The organism is Streptomyces sp. NPDC047079 (assembly GCF_040643755.1).
GTDB lineage: Bacteria > Actinomycetota > Actinomycetes > Streptomycetales > Streptomycetaceae > Streptomyces.
On the sequence record NZ_JBEYUZ010000006.1, the window covers coordinates 67631 to 85064 of the forward strand.

The following is a 17434-nucleotide window of genomic DNA, read 5'->3' on the forward strand; positions in this document are numbered from 1 at the left end:
GCGCGAGGCGGTCACCGCGGTGGGCCGCCGGTCAGTGGCGGCGCCACGAGTTGACGTAGCCCGGGGCGGGCGAGCCCACGCCGGTCACGTCGTCGTAGCCCTTCACTGCCTTCAGAGAGCTGTCCTCGCCGAGGCTGCGCACGGAGGTGCTCAGACCGCCGCTCGCGTCGAGGCCGTTGACGAAGTCGACACGCGCCACCGCGAGGCCGGAGCCCGTCGGGTGGTCCGTGACGTCGTGGAACGACTTCGATCCGTACTTGGCGTAGATCGCCGGGTTGGCGAAGCCGATCGCCTTACCGCCGAGCGCCTCCTGCGCCAGGGCCTGGACGCCCGCGATCACCGGCGCGGCGAGCGAGGTGCCGCCGATCCGGTACTCGCTGTAGCGCTGCGACCCGTCGGGGAAGGTCTGCGTCTGGCCGACCAGGAAGCCGGTGTTGGGGTCGGCGATCGCCGCGATGTCCGGGACGACACGGTTGCCCGCGGCGTTGTTCGCCGTGGCCAGCGCCTTCGGGACGACGCCCTTTTGGTAGTACGGCTGCGGCACGGTCCTGCTGGTGCCGCCGCCCGCGCCCGAGGTGAACGCGCCGGGGAAGCCCACCCAGCTCTTGCCGTCCGCGGACAGCGAGGCCTTCTCGGTGCCCCAGCCGGTCTCCCACAGGTACGAGTCCCCCTTGCCGACGGCCAGCGAGGTGCCGCCGACCGCGGTCACCCACGCCGAGTTGGCCGGGGTGTCGACCTGCTTCGTGCCGGTGTTGGCGACCTCGTCGCCGTTGTCGCCGGAGGAGAAGTAGAAGCCGATGCCCTTCACCGCGCCGAACTGGAAGACCTGGTCGTAGGCGGCCGCCAGGTCCGGCGTCTGGTTGGCCTCGATGTCGCCCCAGGAGTTGGAGACGATGTCGGCCAGGTGGTTGTCGACGATCTTGCTGAGCGAGTCGAGCAGGTCGTCGTCGTAGCAGGAGGCGGCGCCGACGTACGTGATGTCCGCGGCGGGGGCGACCGCGTGCGCGGCCTCGACGTCGAGGGTCTCCTCGCCGTACCAGCCGGCGGCCCCGCACTCCTTGGTCTTCGTGTAGTGGTCCGGCAGCACCTGGCGCAGCTGGCTGCTGGTGTACGCGGCGTCGCCGTGCTTGTTCGCGTAGGTGGCCGCGTCGAAGGCGATGGTCGGCGAGGCGTAGGCGTCGGTGATGGCGATCCGGACGCCCTTGCCCGTGGACGTCCCGGCGCCGTAAGCGGCCCGCAGCTGCTTGCCGGTGTAGCCCCGGACGGCGTACGGGATCTTGGTGCCGTACGCGTCCGGCAGCGTCGTCGCGATGTTCGAGCCGTGGTACGAGGAGAACGGCCCGGAGTTCCTGAACACGGCGTCCGGCGGCGGCAGCTGGTCCTTGTGGCTCGCCTTGTGCGGGGCGTTGTCCAGGCCGGTGACGGTCAGGACGGCACCCTTGAGGGCCCCCGGAGCGGAGGCCGTCTTCGACGGCGCCCGGTAGGTCTTCGAGCCCTTGGTGTAGTTGTGCAGCTCGGTGCCGAACGCCTTCTCGGCGGCGGCCACGTCACCCGTGACGGCGACGTAGTGCTGCGTGACGGCGGTCACCTTGAGGCCCGAGGACTTCAGCCACGACGTGACCGCGGCCACCTGGGCCTTGGTCGCGCCGAAGCGCGCTTGCGCCTGCCGGGCGTTGAGGTACTTGCCGTACAGCGGCGAGCTCGGGTCGGAGACGGCCTTGGCGTACGCGGCGAGGCCCGCGGCGTCACGGCCCGCGAGGTAGACGCGGGCGGAGACCTGCGCGCTGTCGGAGGCGGTGCCCTTGTCCGCCTTGGCCGTGGCCCACACGGGCTTGGTACCCGTGAGCGAGGCCCGGCCGGGGTTGTCCGCGGCGTGCGCCGCGGGTATGCCGAGCGCCAGTGCGCCGGTGAGCAGCGGCAGTGTCGCTGCCAGGCTCACGCCGGCGCGCGCCTTGGCGCGGTTGGATCTCATAAAACCCCCTGGATGCGGTTCGTCGCATGGAGTGGTCGGCCTGTGATCCGCGTAGACCACCGCGCGGTGACGGCGAGGTGAAGGGATCACAGGACGGGGGCCACTCTTTCGATGAACGGTTCATGCCAGGGGAATGAAAAGGCCAAGAAGACCTCAAGTGGCCATGGATATGGGGTATTTGACCCGATTGGGCACGGAGGGCCTCATTGAACAGGGAGGGCCCTTAGTCGCGCGGCCTCGCGCCCCGCTCCTTGAGCATCGTCGACATCAGCTCGATCTCCGACTGCTGTGCGTCGACCATGCCCTGCGCGAGCCTCTTCTCCACGCCCACGGTGCACTTGGCGACGCAGCCCTCGGCCATGTGGATACCGCCCTTGTGGTGATCGGTCATCAGCTGGAGGTAGAGGATCTCGGCCTGGGTGCCCCGCAGCGTGTTCAGCTTCCTCAGCTCGGTGTCGGTGGCCATGCCCGGCATCAGGGCACCGTCCTTGTCCGAGGCCATGTCGCCCATGCCCATCCAGGTCATCGGCGGATCGGCGGACACCTTCGGCAGTGCCCACAGATCGAGCCAGCCCAGCAGCATGCCGCGCTGGTTGGCCTGCGTCTGCGCGATGTCGTACGCGAGCCGGCGCACCTCCTCGTTGCTCGTGCGGTCACGCACGATGTACGACATCTCCACGGCCTGCTGGTGGTGGACCGCCATGTCCCGCGCGAAGCCCGCGTCCGCCGAGTCGGCGGTGGGCACCTTCGTCGTGGCCCCGGCGTCCTCCGCGACCGCGTAGGTGATCGCCCCCGCCGCGACGAGCGCGGCCGCGGCGCACCCGGCGATCCAGCCGATGTGCCTCACTGGCCCAGCCCGCCCGTGCAGGCGGCGCCCGGCTCGGGCGTCTGGGCGCCCTGGACGAACCGGGCGAAGAAGGCGTCCACGGCCGGGTCGCCCGCGCTCTTCACCGAGCGCTGGTGGGCCCAGGCGGAAAGCATGATGGGGTCCTTCTGGTCCTCGACCGGGCTCATCAGTGTGTACGGCGTCTTCCTGACCTTGGCGGCGAGCGCGTCGACGTCGGCCTTGGCGGCCTTGCTGTTGTACGTCACCCAGACCGCGCCGTGCTCCAGGGAGTGCACGGCGTTCATGTTGTCGACCGGCTTGCCGTAGACGTCGCCGTCGCAGTTCTGCCACACCGGGTGGTGGTTGCCGCCCACCGGGGGCTCCATGGGGTAGGTCACGGTCTTCGTGGTGTGGGTGCGGCCCAGCGTGCCCTTCCACGTCCTGACACCGTCCGCGCCGCTGACGAAGTGGCCCTGGCCCGGGCTCTTCGCGACGGCCTTGTCGTCGCTCTGCGACTGGGCGACGGCCTTGTCGCCGTTCTGCGACTGGATGAGGACGACACCGCCGACGACAAGACCGCCGACGACGACCGCACTGGCCGCGATCGTGAGGATCCGGTTGCGCCTGTCCCGGGCGCGCTCTGCGCGACGCATCTCCTCTATCCGGGCCTTGCGGTCGGCGGAGCCGGTCTTGTTGGCGGAACCCATGGCCAGTCCTTTTGGGGGGAAGGGAGGACGTTCGGGACCGCTGATGGTAGTGGGAGGGGAGGGCCCGGATGGAGGCCGGACACGCGGATGACCGAAGAAGCGGCTTTCGTTCCGATAATTCGAAAGCGAGATGCGCATTCTTTACGCTGAGGCATGCGGCTGTTGCACTCCACCGACCTCGCGTTGCGCGTTCTGACGCGGCTGGCGCCGCCGGGTGAGTGCAGCCCGCGAGGTCGCGACGGGCATGGACGTGCCCCACGCGCACGCCGCCAAGGTCGTCGCGCACCGTGCCCCCTGCGGACGCCACGCTGCTCGGTGAGATGCAATTTTCCATAGGGAAGCCGGACGCGGTCGGCCATTACGGATGGGCCGACGAGCAGGCAAGATGGGCGGCAGAGCGGAACACCCGCCGAAGTAAGGCGTTCAGTCCGGAGTCGGTCCGCCGATCAAGGTTCGCAACGTGCATGAAACGGTGTTGTGGTGGGATGTTCAGGTGCCCGACCGTCTCTCCCGCCGTATCGGGGACAGGCGGCCTGACCAGCAAGAATGGGGAAGCGGAAGATGGACAAGCAGCAGGAGTTCGTACTCCGGACGTTGGAGGAGCGCGACATCCGTTTCGTACGTCTGTGGTTCACGGACGTGCTGGGCTTCCTCAAGTCCGTGGCCGTGGCGCCCGCCGAACTGGAGCAGGCCTTCGACGAGGGCATCGGCTTCGACGGCTCCGCGATCGAGGGCTTCGCCCGCGTCTACGAGTCCGACATGATCGCCAAGCCGGACCCCTCGACGTTCCAGGTCCTGCCCTGGCGGGCCGAGGCGCCGGGCACGGCCCGTATGTTCTGCGACATCCTCATGCCGGACGGCTCCCCGTCCTTCGCGGACCCGCGCTACGTCCTCAAGCGCGCCCTCGCCCGCACCTCCGACCTGGGCTTCACCTTCTACACCCACCCGGAGATCGAGTTCTTCCTGCTGAAGGACCGCCCCCTCGACGGCACCCGCCCCACCCCCGCGGACAACTCCGGCTACTTCGACCACACCCCCCAGAACGTCGGCATGGACTTCCGCCGCCAGGCGATCACGATGCTGGAGTCGATGGGCATCTCGGTCGAGTTCTCCCACCACGAGGGTGCGCCGGGCCAGCAGGAGATCGACCTGCGCTACGCGGACGCGCTCTCCACGGCCGACAACATCATGACGTTCCGCCTGATCATGAAGCAGGTGGCGCTGGAGCAGGGCGTGCAGGCGACGTTCATGCCGAAGCCGTTCTCGGAGCACCCCGGCTCCGGTATGCACACGCACCTGTCCCTCTTCGAGGGCGATCGCAACGCGTTCTACGAGTCGGGCGCCGAATACCAGCTCTCGAAGGTGGGCCGCTCCTTCATCGCGGGCCTGCTGCACCACGCGGCGGAGATCTCGGCGGTCACCAACCAGTGGGTGAACTCCTACAAGCGCATCTGGGGCGGCTCCGAGCGCACCGCGGGCGCGGGCGGCGAGGCGCCGTCGTACATCTGCTGGGGCCACAACAACCGCTCCGCCCTGGTCCGCGTCCCGATGTACAAGCCGGGCAAGACCGGCTCGGCGCGGGTCGAGGTCCGCTCGCTCGACTCGGGCGCCAACCCCTATCTGGCCTACGCGGTCCTGCTGGCCGCCGGCCTGAAGGGCATCGAGGAGGGCTACGAGCTGCCGCCGGGCGCCGAGGACGACGTGTGGGCGCTCACGGACGCCGAGCGCCGGGCCATGGGCATCGAGCCCCTCCCGCAGAACCTCGGCGAGGCCCTCGCCCTGATGCAGCGCAGCGACCTCGTCGCCGAAACACTGGGCGAGCACGTCTTCGACTTCTTCCTGCGCAACAAGAAGCAGGAGTGGGAGGAGTACCGCAGCGAGGTCACGGCGTTCGAGCTGCGGAAGAACCTGCCGGTGCTGTAGGCGCGGGTCAGGGCGGGCTCGCCACCGACTCTGCGTCTGGGGCCGTCGGTCATGGACCGACGGCCCCGTGGCTTCCTACCGCTTCTTGGCCCCGGAGTCCGCACGTGGGGCCGACGGTCGCGGACCGTTGGCCCACCGCGCCGCGTGGCTCGCGTCAGACGCGGACGAAGTCGCGGGGGCGGAACTTCCCACTCCTGAGATGCCTCTCGATGTCCTCGAGGCTGTGCCCGGAGAACTCCGGCATCCGCCACCACACGAACAGCCATGCCGCGACGTTGAACATCCCGTAGATCCAGAACACCTGACCCACACCGAAGACGCTGATCATCGTCAGCAAGGTCAGCGTGATCACCAGGTTCGTGCCCCACAACGTGGCCGACTGCACGGCTGTGGCGGCGGCACGCACCGCCAGCGGATAGATCTCGGAGCCGGTCAGCCAGCCCATCAGCTGGAGCCCGCCGGCGTTGAAGAACATGAAGACCAGCAGGCAGGCGACGATGGATGGCACATATGCGCGGTCGGAGTGGCCGGTGACGAAGAAGGCGCCCAGCGCGAACAGGCTGAGTGCCGCCCCGGGCACCATGACCAGGGTCAGCCGGCGCCGCCCGACCTTGTCCACGATCACCAGGCCGACCACCATCATCACCAGGTAGGTCACGCCCAGCGCCACGCTGACCCACAGGGCGACCGTCTTGGAGAATCCGTTGTCGGTCAGGATGGTCGGGGCGTAGTAAATGATCATTTCGATGCCGGACAGCTGGGTGAAGACGGCGATGCCGCAGCCGACCACCAAGGCCGGCCGCACCCATGGCTGCCGCAGCCCCCTCCACCCGCGGTGCTCGCTGCTGGTCCGCTGCCGGCGTCCCTCCAGGGCCACGATCTCCTGGAGCTCGGAGGAGATGTCGTATCCATCGGGCCGCATCTGCTCGAGCACCTTTGCCGCTTCGTCCGCGCGGCGGTATTTCAGGACCAGCCACCGCGGGCTCTCGGGCAGGCGCAACTGCAGGATCAGCATCACCAGTGCCGGTACGGCGGCTACGCCGATCGCCGCCCGCCACGACACCGACTGGCTCGCGCCCACCAGCGTCGCGATGACGATGCCGACACCGATGGCGAGCTGGAAGCAGAGGACGAGCCGTCCGCGGATCCTCTTGGGCGCCAGCTCGGCCACGTACATGGGCACGGTCTGGGTCGCGCCGCCGACGGCGAAGCCGAGCAGTACCCGGAACAGGGCCAGGGTGACCGCTGTAGGGGCGAGCGAGCAGGTCACACTGCCCAGAATGAACACCGAGCAGATCAGCAGGATGGTGCGGTGCCGACCGATGCGCTCGGACAGCACACTGCAGGTGAGGGCTCCGATCACGGCGCCCAGCAGGATCCCGGCCGCGATGACCTCCTTCATGCCGGTCCCGATGTGGAACTCCCTGGAGATCTGCAGCAGCCCACCGGAGATGATGCCCGTGTCGTAGCCGTACAGCATTCCGCTGACCGCGGATACCACGGCCGCCATCAGCATGCGCCCGTTCAGCTCCTTGACCGGTGGCGCCTTCGCTGTGGCGAGGGCTGAGGGCATGGCTCCTCCAGAGCGGCGAACCCCCTCTTGTTCCATCTTGCACCCAGAGGAGCGGGACCCGACTGAGCCGCGCACCTCGGTGAGCCGGGACGGCACCGACGTGGCCCGGGTGCCGCATTCACGCTCAAGGACAGCGGCAGGACCCAGGTCATGAGCGCCTGGCCGCCCTTCCGTATCCTCTCCACGATCGACAGCGGGCCCCTCACCAACCACGTCACACTCGTCGACGACAGTGCTGGCAGGTTCGGGCGTGCATCAGAGGTAGGCCGGGGACACGGCCGCCGTGCTGATGCGCCGCGGCGTGCCCGAGCCGTCCGCCGGGAGTTCGTACAGGTCCGCCCCGTAGTCGCCGGGGAGTGCGTAGACCAGGGTGTGGTCGTCCCGCCACACGGCCTGGTCGTCGACGCTGCGGCGCTCCGCCGGCGGTGTCTCCCGGAGCGTGCGCAGATCCAGGACGTACAGGCGCCAGGGGGCGTCCTTCGGCAGGCCCCGCACGCGTTTCTTGAACGCGATCCGGGTGCCGTCGGGGGACAGGGACGGGCACTCCACATTCGTGTGCAGGGTGGTCACCGTGTGGCTGCGCAGGTCGCCGCGGACCAGATACGTCGTCCCGTGCGTGGCGAGCGTCGCGTAGAACGCGCGGTCGTCGGAGGCGAAGGTCACGCCCCAGAAGTTCGTGTCCGCCGCCCGGTACGTCCTGCCGTCCTTGACGATCCGGTACGCCTCAAGGGACGGGGTGAGCGCACCGGTGCGGGTGTCCACGATCGCCGTACGAGTCGAGAAGTTCGTACCCGCGTACGAGTCGCCGCCCACGAAGGCCGTCCACGCCGCATAGCGGCCGCTCGGGGAGACCCGGGCGCGCGACGGGATGCCCGGGACGTCGTAGCGGGCCCGGAGGCGCAGGGAGGCGTCGAGGATCACCGCGCGGTAGGTGTCCGAGACCGGGCCGTGCACCGACTGGAGGCAGATCCCGGTGCCGGAAGCCGCGTAGAAGCGCAGGCACTTGATGCGGGATGCCGTCCGCGGGCCGGCGGGGTCCGTGGCGGGGGTCGCCACCAGCTCGTCGCGGTGCGGCCCCCACGCCATGTTCCGGAAGACCAGGCGGCCGGGCTCCGTCAGGGTGACCGCCCCGGAGGCGATCCTCGGGCCGCCCGCCCGGGGCTGGTCTCTGCGCTCCGCCCGCGCCGACGCGTGCAGCACCGAGGCCGTGGCGACGCCGGTCAGCACCACGAGCGCCGACAGCAGGACCAGGATGCGGGTGCGTACCGTCATGCCGTGCCTCCCGGGGGGTGGGCCGCCGTGGTCTGCGCAGGGTGGGTCGCCGTGGCTCGCGGGCGAAGGGCCAGGGAGAAGGCCGCGCACACCGCCAGCGCCGCCGTCGACGCCAGGAGCGCGCTGCGGTCGCCCCACACCGTCCAGAGCGCTCCGAACCCCAGTGAGCAGGCGAACCGGGCCAGCGCCTGACCCGTCTGCACCAGGGCGAGACCGGAGGAGCGCAACGCCTCCGGTACGCCGTCCGACGCCGCCGCCATCAGCACCCCGTCGGTCGCCGCGTAGAAGCCGCCGTGCAGGGCGAGCACGGCGTACGGCAGCGCGGCGGAGTGCCATGAGGTGAGCAGCAGGCCGTACGCGAGGAGCAGCGCCCCGTGGCCCGCCAGGAAGATCCGCCAGCGGCCCACCCGGTCCGCGAGCCTCCCCAGCGGCACCGCCAGGACCAGGAACGCCGCCGCCGTACCCAGCGGAAGCAGCGCGAACCAGCGGTCGGGGACACCGAGGCGCCGTTGCAGCAGCAGATAGACGAATGAGTCGCTGACCGTGGCAAGGCCCAGCAGCAGCGCGCAGACCGTGATCCGGCGCAGCTCGCGGCGGCGCAGGAGGGACAGGGCGGCACGCAGGGTCGGCCGGGGGCCGTCACCGGGTTCCGCGGCGCGCGGCGTGCGGGACCCGCCGCCCGGCACGAACAGGACCAGCACCAGTACGCCCGCCACGGCCACGCAGAAGCTCACCGTGAACACCGCGTCGTACCCGTCCACCGTGGCCCGCAGGATCAGGAACGCCACGAGCGGCCCGAGCAGCGCGCCCGCCGTGTCCATCGCCCGGTGCACGCCGAAGGCGCGGCCCCGGTTCTCCGGCGTGCTGGAGAGGGAGATCAGCGCGTCCCTGGGGGCCGTCCGCAGGCCCTTGCCTGTGCGGTCGGCGGCCAGGACCAGGCCGATGGGGGTGAGGGTGTGCGCGAGCAGCAGGAGGGGTTTGCACAGCGCCGAGATGCCGTAGCCGAGGCCCGCCACCCACTTGTGACGTCCCCCGCCCCGGTCGGCCAGATGGCCCCCGGCCAGCCGTACGAGCGCGGAGAAACCGTTGTGGATGCCGTCCAGGAGCCCGAAGCCCAGCGGGGACAGGCCGAGGCCCGCCACCAGGTACAGCGGGAGCACCGCCGTGACCATCTCGGAGGAGACGTCGGTGACCAGGCTGACCGTGCCCAGCGCGAACACCGTGGGAGCGACCGCGGCGCGGCGCCGCCCGGCGGGGGGCCGGACGGCGCCGTCCGCGGACGCCGGTGCCGATGGGGAGCCGGCGCGGCTGTCCGCTACGTACACGTCAGGGCGCCCAGATGCCGGTGATGTCCTTGGCGGAGGCCGCGTTGCCCGCGTGCGTGGTCAGGCCCTGGGTGTCCTCCAGGGTGCGCAGCAGGTCGTAGTGGTTGTACGTGGTGGAGCTGCTGGACCCGGCCGCGACCGGCTGGCCGTACAGAACCGTGGGGATGCGGTTGCCGCTGAGCCGGTTGTCCTCGTCGAAGGTGACGACGAGCAGGCTGTTGTGGGTGTTGGCCCAGGTGGCGTACGCGCCCAGATTGTTCTTCAGCCAGGTGTCACCGGTCGACACCGAGCAGTCGTGCATGTCGCTGCACAGGTTGGGGACCACGAAGGAGACCTGAGGCAGCGTCGAGTAGTCGGTGGGGAACTGCGCGAAGGTCTTCGCGGTCGACGTGGGCACGTTGCTGAAACCGAACCAGGGGTTGTGCTTGCGCGCGTAGTTGCCGCTGCTGCACGTGGTCGAGCCCTGGCTGGGCAGCGTCTCGTTGTAGCTCGCCCAGGTCCGGCCCGCGGCGATCAGCTCGGAGGCCAGGTTGCGGGCGGAGGAGAAGCCGGGCGTGTAGCAGCTGTCGTCCGTGATGCCCTGGGTGGAGCCGGAGAACAGCGCGAAGTAGTTGGGCTGGCTGGGGTGGGTCTCGGCGTACGACTGGGTCAGGTTGGCGCCGCCGGACTTCAGCGAGTTGATGTACGGAGCGCTGGAGGAGCCGATCACCTGGCTGTAGGCGTGGTTCTCGAAGACCACGACGACCACATGGTCCGGGCTGGGCACGGCGCCCGCGGCGTGTGCGGGGGACTCGCCGCCGATCCCGGCCCACAGCCCGATCGCTGCTGCGGCGAGGGCCGTGGCGGATGCCACTGCGGCGCGGGTACGGCGGTAGACGGAACTGCCGGACACTTGAACCTCCGGAGGGGGGAGGGTACGGGGGTGACGGTGCGGACAGAGCATGCACACGCCAACGTTCCGTGGCCTCACGCCGTCTCACCCCACGGATGAAGAGCCGGTGAATTGCTGCCGCCGCAATGCCGGTTGGGGGCCGCCGTGCTGACGCCGCGTCGGGCGGGTATCCGCGGCCCATGGGTGAGATCCTCGTGGGGACGTGTTCCTGGACCGACCGGGCGCTGGTGACGAGCGGGTGGTATCCGCGGGGGCGGCGCGACGCCGAGGGACGGCTGAGATTCTACGCCGAGCGGTTCCCGGTGGTGGAGGCGGACTCTTCGTATTACGCGCTGCCCAGCGCGCGCACCAGTCGGCTGTGGGCGGAACGCACACCGGACGGCTTCGTCTTCGACGTCAAGGCCTTCTCCCTGCTGACGGGGCATCCGACGCGGCCGGCGGCGCTGCCCGCCGATCTGCGCCCGGCCCTGTCCGGGCGTCGGGCGCCCTCGCCGGACGGCGGGGACGCGGGGCTGCTGGACGAGGTGTGGGCGCGCTTCACCGAGGCGCTCTCACCGCTACGGGAGGCCGGGCGGCTCGGGACACTGCTGTTCCAGTTCCCGCCGTCGCTCGCGCCCGGCCCGCGCGCACAGGAGTTCGTGAGGCGCTGCCGCGAACGGGCCCGTGGCTGGCCCTTCGCCGTGGAGTTCCGGCATCCGCACTGGTGGCAGGACGGCCGCGAGGCCACCACCGTGGCGCTGCTCGCGGACCTGGACGCCGCCGCCGTGGCCGTGGACACGGCACAGCGGCTGCCCACCTCCCTGCCGCCCGTCACCCCCGTGACCACGCCCCGGCTCTCCGTCGTACGCTTCCACGGGCGCAGCCCGGCATGGGGGACCGGGTCCAAGGAGGACCGCTTCCGCCACGCGTACACCGACCGTGAGCTGGGGGAGTGGGTGCCGCGCATCCGCGCCCTGGCCGAGCGGACCGAACAGGTCCATGTCCTGTTCAACAACTGCTGCGGCGACGCGGCGGTCCGCGCGGCCGAGGCCATGCGGCGGCTCCTGGGGGACCAACTCGCGCACCAGCTACGGCCTGCCCGAACCGAGACCCGAACCTGACGGGCCGGGGCCCGGAACGGGGCCAGGTCCCGGGGCCCGAGCGGGCCCGTGACGAGTGCCCGGCCCGGCGCGGTGCGGGCGTGCGGGCGTCCCGCCCGCGGCCGGGGACTCCTACCCGGCCGAGCCCGGCCGAGCCCGGCGACCGATGCGCAGCCGCGGCGGGCGCTGTGAGGTCGCGGTGGGAGGCCCGGGAGGCCGCGGGGGGCCTTGAGGCGGTCGGCCGCGCACGGTGCGGCCCGTTTCGGGGGCCGGGCCCCGCGCATCCCAGGCCGGCCGGCGCCACCCAACCCGGGCCGCGCCCGCTCACCCACACCGGGCCCTCGAGCCGCCCCCGCTCACCCCACGCAGGCCCCCGGACCGCGCCGACCCACCCCACGCCGGCCCGCGCACTTCGCCCACCCATCCCACGCAGGCCCCCGGACCGCGCCGACCCATCCCACGCAGGCCCCCGGACCGCGCCCACCCACCCCACGCCGGCCCCACCCTCCGGACCACGCCCGCGTATCCACCGGGCCGCGCCCGCTTCTGCGCGCACCGCGTGTGCGCTCCCTTCCGGAAGTCCGGTTAGGCTCAAAGCCGCAGGGCCTTGATCGACGCTCGGGAGGCCAAGGGATGACCGTGCCCCAAGGACGCAGGAGCAGCACCTTCACCCGGCTGCTGCGGCACGGCTTCACCGACCCCTCCGCCGCCGAGCGGCTCCTGGACAGCGACGAGCTGGCGCCGGTGAAGGCCGACCCCGTGCTGCTGGAGGCCCTCGGCGCGACCGCGGACCCCGATCTGGCGCTGCTCGGACTCGTCCGGCTCCTGGAGGCGCAGCCCGCCCCCACCGCCCGGCGTGAGCTGCTCGACACCCTGATCGCGGCCAAACCCCTGCGGGACCGGCTGCTCGGCGTTCTCGGCGCCTCCGCCGCGCTCGCCGACCACCTCGCGCGCCACCCCGGCGACTGGCACGTGCTGGTGACCTACGAACCCCACGACCTCCACCCCGGGGTGGAGGAATTCGAACGGCAGCTCGCGGGCGCCTCCGACCCCGTCTCGTTGCGCGTCGCCTACCGCCGCTGTCTGCTGTCGATCGCCGCGCGCGACGTCTGCGGCACCACCGACGTCGCCGAGACCGCCGCCGAGCTGGCGGACCTCGCCACCGCCACCCTCCGCGCCGCTCTCGCCATCGCCCGGGCCGCCGCCCCCGACGACGCCGTGAGCTGCCGGCTCGCGGTGATCGCGATGGGCAAGTGCGGTGGCCACGAGCTGAACTACGTCTCCGACGTGGACGTGATCTTCGTCGGCGAGACCGCGAACGGCGCCGACGAGCGCAAGGCCCTCCAGGCCGCGACCCGGCTCGCCTCGCACATGATGCGGATCTGCTCCGAGACGACCGTCGAGGGCAGCATCTGGCCCGTCGACGCCAATCTGCGGCCCGAGGGCAGAAACGGCCCGCTCGTGCGCACACTGAGCAGCCATCTCGCCTACTACCAGCGGTGGGCCAAGACCTGGGAGTTCCAGGCCCTGCTCAAGGCCCGCCCGGTGGCCGGCGACAGCGACCTCGGCGAGCAGTACGTGGCCACCCTCGCCCCTCTCGTGTGGGGGGCCGCCGAGCGCGAGAACTTCGTCGCGGACGTACAGAAGATGCGCCGCCGGGTCGTCGCCAACATCCCCGCGGGGGAGGTCGAGCGGGAGCTGAAGCTCGGTCCGGGGGGCCTCAGGGACGTCGAGTTCGCCGTGCAGCTCCTTCAGTTGGTGCACGGGCGCACCGACACCTCGCTACGCAGCGGCACCACCCTGGACGCCCTGAAGGCGCTCGCGGCCGGCGGCTACGTCGGGCGCGCCGACACCGTGCAGCTGGACGAGGCGTACCGCTTCCTGCGCTCCATGGAGCACCGCATCCAGCTCTACCGCCTGCGCCGCACCCACCTCGTCCCCGAGGACGAGGCCGACCTGCGGCGCCTCGGCCGCTCCCTCGGCCTGCGCACCGACCCCGTCAATGGGCTGATGCGCGAGTGGAAGCGGCACACCGGTGTCGTACGCCGGCTGCACGAGAAGCTGTTCTACCGGCCCCTGCTCGACGCTGTCGCCCAACTCGCGCCCGGCGAAGCGAGGCTGAGCCCGGAAGCGGCCCGGGAACGGCTCGTCGCGCTCGGCTACGCGGACCCGGCCACCGCCCTGCGCCACCTGGAGGCGCTGGCCTCCGGCGTCACCCGCAAGGCCGCCATCCAGCGCACCCTGCTGCCCGTCCTGCTCGGCTGGTTCGCGGACTCCGCCGACCCCGACGCCGGCCTGCTGAACTTCCGCAACGTCTCGGACGCGCTCGGCAAGACCCCCTGGTACCTGCGGCTGCTGAGGGACGAGGGCGCCGCAGCCGAGAACCTCGCCCGTGTGCTGTCCGCGGGCCGGCTCGCCCCCGACCTGCTGATGCGGGCGCCCGAGGCGGTGGCCCTCCTCGGTGACGGCGAGGGAGGCGGGCTCGAACCGCGCGGGCGTGCCCAGCTCGAGCAGGAGATCCTTGCCGCGGTCCGCCGCGCCGGGAACGCCGAGCAGGCGGTCACGGTGGCACGCGGGGTGCGCCGACGTGAGCTGTTCCGTACGGCCGCCGCGGACATCGTCGGCTCGTACGGCAGCGAGGACGCGCCCGCCCGCTCGGACCAGGGCGAGCTGATCGACCTGGTCGGCGGCGCGGTCTCGGACCTGACGGCGGCCACCTTGGCGGGCACGCTCCGCGCGGTCGTGCGGGCCGGCTGGGGCGAGACCCTGCCCACGAAGTTCGCGGTGATCGGCATGGGCCGCTTCGGCGGGCACGAACTGGGCTACGGCTCCGACGCGGACGTGCTGTTCGTGCATCAGCCGCGGGAGGGGGTGGACGAACGCGAGGCGGGCCAGGCCGCGAACAAGGTGGTGGCGGAGATGAGGCGGCTGCTGCAGCTGCCGAGCACCGACCCGCCGCTCCTCATCGACGCGGACCTGCGGCCCGAGGGCAAGTCGGGGCCGCTCGTGCGCACCCTGGCGTCGTACGAGGCGTACTACCGGCGCTGGTCGCTGGTGTGGGAGTCGCACGCGCTGCTGCGGGCCGAGCCCGTGGCCGGGGACGAGGACCTGGGCCGCCGCTTCATCGAGCTGATCGACCCGCTGCGCTATCCGGCGCAGGGGCTGGACGGCGACGCCGTACGCGAGATCAGGCGTCTGAAGGCCCGCATGGAGTCGGAGCGGCTGCCGAGGGGCGCGGACAAGACGCTCCACACCAAGCTGGGCCGTGGTGGTCTGTCGGATGTGGAGTGGACGGTCCAGCTGCTTCAGCTACGGCACGGCTGGGCGGAACCGGGCCTGCGCACCACCCGCACCCGCGCCGCCCTGGCCGCCGCCCGCCGGGCCGGACTGATGTCCGAGGAGGACGCGGCGATCCTGGACGAGGCCTGGGTGCTCGCGTCACGGGTGCGCAACGCGGTGATGCTGGTACGGGGGCGGGCCGGGGACACGTTTCCGTCCGAGAGCCGGGAGCTCGCCGCGGTGGGCCGCTACCTGGGGTACGGGCCGGGGCACGTGGGCGACATGCTGGACGACTACCGGCGTACGACGCGCAGAGCCAGGGCCGTGGTGGAGGAACTGTTCTACGGCTCGTGACGGCGCCCGTGGAGGCGTCTCGTCACGCCTCCACGGGCAGCAGCACCGGGCTGCCGACCCCCGGCACCCGGCGTGGCAGCGTGTACGGCAGGGCGCCGTACCAGAGCCACGCCGTCGCCAAGCCGACCGAGAGGCAGAGCGTCCCGCCGACCGCGTCCAGCCAGAAGTGGTTCGCCGTGGCAACGATCACCGTCAGCGTCACCGTCGGGTACAGCAGGCCCAGAACCCTCACCCACGGCACTGTGGCCAGCGCGAAGAGCGTCAGGCCGCACCACAGCGACCAGCCGATGTGCATCGACGGCATGGCCGCGTACTGGTTCGACATGTGCTTCAGGTCGCCCGACGCCATCGAGCCCCAGGTGTGGTGCACCACCACTGTGTCGACGAACTCCCCACCGTGCATCAGGCGGGGCGGCGCGAGCGGGAAGAAGTAGTAGCCGAGCAGCGCCACCGCCGTCGTGGCGAACAGCGCGAGCCGCGTGGCCGCGTAGCGCCCGGGATGACTGTGGTACAGCCACACCAGTACCCCGAGCGTCACCACGAAGTGCAGCGTGGCGTAGTAGTAGTTCATTCCGACGATCAGCCATGTCACCGAGTTGACGGCGTGGTTGACCGAGTCCTCGACAGCTATCCCCATGCGGTGCTCGAGGCGCCACAGCCCGTCCGCGTTGGCCAGCGCCTGCGCCTTCTGCTCCGGTACGGCGTTGCGGATCAGGGAGTAGGTCCAGTAACTGACCCCGATCAGCAGGATTTCGAACCAGAAGCGCGGGCTGCGCGGAGTGCGGAGCCTGCACAGGAGGCTCGGCCCCGCGCGCTCCTCCGTTTCGTCCGTGACGCCCTGTGGCGCGGCCGGCCCCCGGCCCTCCACTGTCGTCACGGTCCTGTCACCCATAGGCACAGAGTCTGCCAGAAAAGCTTTCCCCACCGATCATCCCCTGGAAGGGTGGCGGCCGCATGTTCTCCACCTGGAGGACCCCTTCGGGTCCCGGAGACTCCTGCTCAGGTACGAATGCGGTCCCCAGGAGCCGAAGCAGTGGATCCCCGCACCACCAGCTCCGGCATGAAGACGAATTCACTGTGGGGCGCGGGCGTCCCGCCGATCTCCTCCAGCAACGTCCGCACGGCCGCCTGCCCCATCGCCGGGACCGGCTTGCGGACCGTCGTCAGCGGCGGGTCCGTGAAGGCGATGAGCGCGGAGTCGTCGAAGCCCACGACCGAGATGTCCGTGGGCACTTCCAGCCCGCGCTGCCGCGCCGCGCGTATCGCCCCCAGGGCCATCATGTCGCTGGCGCACACCACCGCCGTGCACTCCCGGTCGATGAGGGCCGTCGCCGCCGCCTGGCCGCCCTCCAGGGTGTAGAGGGAGTGCTGGATCAGCCGTGACTCGATGTCCTCGGGTGACAGTCCGAGCTGGTCCTGCATCGCGCGGATGAATCCCTCGATCTTCCGCTGCACCGGCACGAAGCGCTTGGGTCCCAGAGCCAGTCCGATCCGGGTGTGCCCCAGGGACACCAGGTGGGTGACCGCCAGCGACATCGCGGCCCGGTCGTCGGGGGAGATGAAGGGTGCCTGCACCTTGGGGGAGAAGCCGTCCACCAGCACGAAGGGCACGCCCTGGGCGCGCAGCCGTTCGTAGCGCTGCATGTCGGCGGTGGTGTCCGCGTGCAGTCCGGAGACATAGATGATGCCCGCGACCCCGCGGTCCACCAGCATCTCCGTCAGCTCGTCCTCGGTGGAGCCGCCCGGGGTCTGCGTCGCCAGGACCGGGGTGTACCCCTGCCGCGTGAGCGCCTGGCCGATGACCTGGGCCAGGGCCGGGAATATGGGGTTCTCCAGCTCCGGGGTGATCAGGCCGACCAGGCCCTCGCTGCGCTGGCGCAGCCGTACCGGACGCTCGTAGCCCAGTACGTCGAGCGCGGCCAGGACGGACTGGCGGGTGGTCGCGGCGACGCCCGGCTTCCCGTTGAGGACGCGGCTGACGGTCGCCTCGCTGACCCCTGCCTGCGCCGCGATGTCGGCAAGCCGTGTGGTCACGGGATTGGACTGTACCGGCCGCGACTCGGCTTGCCCACCAATCGGACGCCGGGCCCGGGCGGTTGACCGGCCCGCTGCGGGTTGCTGCCTCATCGCGCTCCCTCGTGATCGTGATCGGCGTCCGTGTCCGCAAGGGGATGATCCCCGCACCAAAGACGTGTGGCAAGAGCTTGCAGAGTCTTGCACAAGTGTCCGCTG

General features: G+C 71.2%; 12 protein-coding genes. 3 read left to right on the forward strand and 9 right to left on the reverse strand.

Annotated elements, in window-relative coordinates; all coding sequences use genetic code 11:
• Nucleotides 1-31: 31 nt before the first annotated feature.
• The 3 genes from ABZ823_RS11250 to ABZ823_RS11260 all read right to left on the reverse strand — a co-directional run bounded on the left by ABZ823_RS11250 (nt 32) and on the right by ABZ823_RS11260 (nt 3505).
• The gene (locus tag ABZ823_RS11250) at nt 32-1972 is read right to left on the reverse strand and encodes a S53 family peptidase (protein ID WP_361657026.1); all 1941 of its coding nucleotides are present in this window, start codon (nt 1970-1972) and stop codon (nt 32-34) included.
• Between the two features lie 223 nt (nt 1973-2195).
• Nucleotides 2196-2819, reverse strand: a complete 624-nt coding sequence (locus ABZ823_RS11255) for a DUF305 domain-containing protein (protein WP_361657029.1) — start codon at nt 2817-2819, stop codon at nt 2196-2198.
• Nucleotides 2816-3505, reverse strand: coding sequence for a DUF3105 domain-containing protein (locus ABZ823_RS11260; protein ID WP_361657032.1), 690 nt, complete (start codon nt 3503-3505; stop codon nt 2816-2818). Before ABZ823_RS11260 ends, ABZ823_RS11255 begins: the two co-directional genes overlap by 4 nt.
• A 561-nt stretch (nt 3506-4066) precedes the next feature.
• On the opposite strand from ABZ823_RS11260, the gene ABZ823_RS11265 reads away from it, so the two are divergent.
• Nucleotides 4067-5428, forward strand: a complete 1362-nt coding sequence (locus ABZ823_RS11265) for a glutamine synthetase family protein (RefSeq protein WP_361657034.1) — start codon at nt 4067-4069, stop codon at nt 5426-5428.
• Nucleotides 5429-5582: 154 nt separating this feature from the next.
• Here ABZ823_RS11265 and ABZ823_RS11270 read toward each other — a convergent pair whose 3' ends face one another.
• The 4 genes from ABZ823_RS11270 to ABZ823_RS11285 all read right to left on the reverse strand — a co-directional run bounded on the left by ABZ823_RS11270 (nt 5583) and on the right by ABZ823_RS11285 (nt 10490).
• Nucleotides 5583-7001: a sugar porter family MFS transporter gene (locus ABZ823_RS11270; RefSeq protein ID WP_361657037.1), complete on the reverse strand. Its 1419-nt coding sequence runs from the start codon at nt 6999-7001 to the stop codon at nt 5583-5585.
• A 255-nt stretch (nt 7002-7256) separates the two neighbouring features.
• Nucleotides 7257-8273, reverse strand: a complete 1017-nt coding sequence (locus ABZ823_RS11275; RefSeq protein ID WP_361657040.1) for a TolB-like translocation protein — start codon at nt 8271-8273, stop codon at nt 7257-7259.
• Nucleotides 8270-9598, reverse strand: coding sequence for an MFS transporter (locus ABZ823_RS11280; protein WP_361657043.1), 1329 nt, complete (start codon nt 9596-9598; stop codon nt 8270-8272). The genes ABZ823_RS11275 and ABZ823_RS11280 overlap by 4 nt, the downstream gene beginning before the upstream one ends.
• 1 nt (nt 9599) lies before the next feature.
• Entirely contained in the window at nt 9600-10490 is an 891-nt protein-coding gene (locus ABZ823_RS11285) for an alkaline phosphatase family protein (RefSeq protein ID WP_361657046.1), read from the reverse strand.
• A gap of 179 nt (nt 10491-10669) precedes the next feature.
• On the opposite strand from ABZ823_RS11285, the gene ABZ823_RS11290 reads away from it, so the two are divergent.
• A complete protein-coding gene (locus ABZ823_RS11290) occupies nt 10670-11590 on the forward strand; it encodes a DUF72 domain-containing protein (protein WP_361657049.1) in 921 nt (306 codons plus the stop codon).
• 612 nt (nt 11591-12202) lie between these two features.
• Nucleotides 12203-15202, forward strand: coding sequence for a bifunctional [glutamine synthetase] adenylyltransferase/[glutamine synthetase]-adenylyl-L-tyrosine phosphorylase (locus ABZ823_RS11295; RefSeq protein WP_361657051.1), 3000 nt, complete (start codon nt 12203-12205; stop codon nt 15200-15202).
• 22 nt (nt 15203-15224) lie between these two features.
• On the opposite strand, the gene ABZ823_RS11300 is transcribed toward ABZ823_RS11295, so the two are convergent.
• Nucleotides 15225-16094: a phosphatase PAP2 family protein gene (locus tag ABZ823_RS11300; protein WP_361657054.1), complete on the reverse strand. Its 870-nt coding sequence runs from the start codon at nt 16092-16094 to the stop codon at nt 15225-15227.
• 107 nt (nt 16095-16201) lie between these two features.
• On the reverse strand, nt 16202-17236 hold the full coding sequence (locus ABZ823_RS11305; RefSeq protein ID WP_361657057.1) for a LacI family DNA-binding transcriptional regulator: 1035 nt from the start codon (nt 17234-17236) through the stop codon (nt 16202-16204).
• Between the last annotated feature and the right edge of the window lie 198 nt (nt 17237-17434).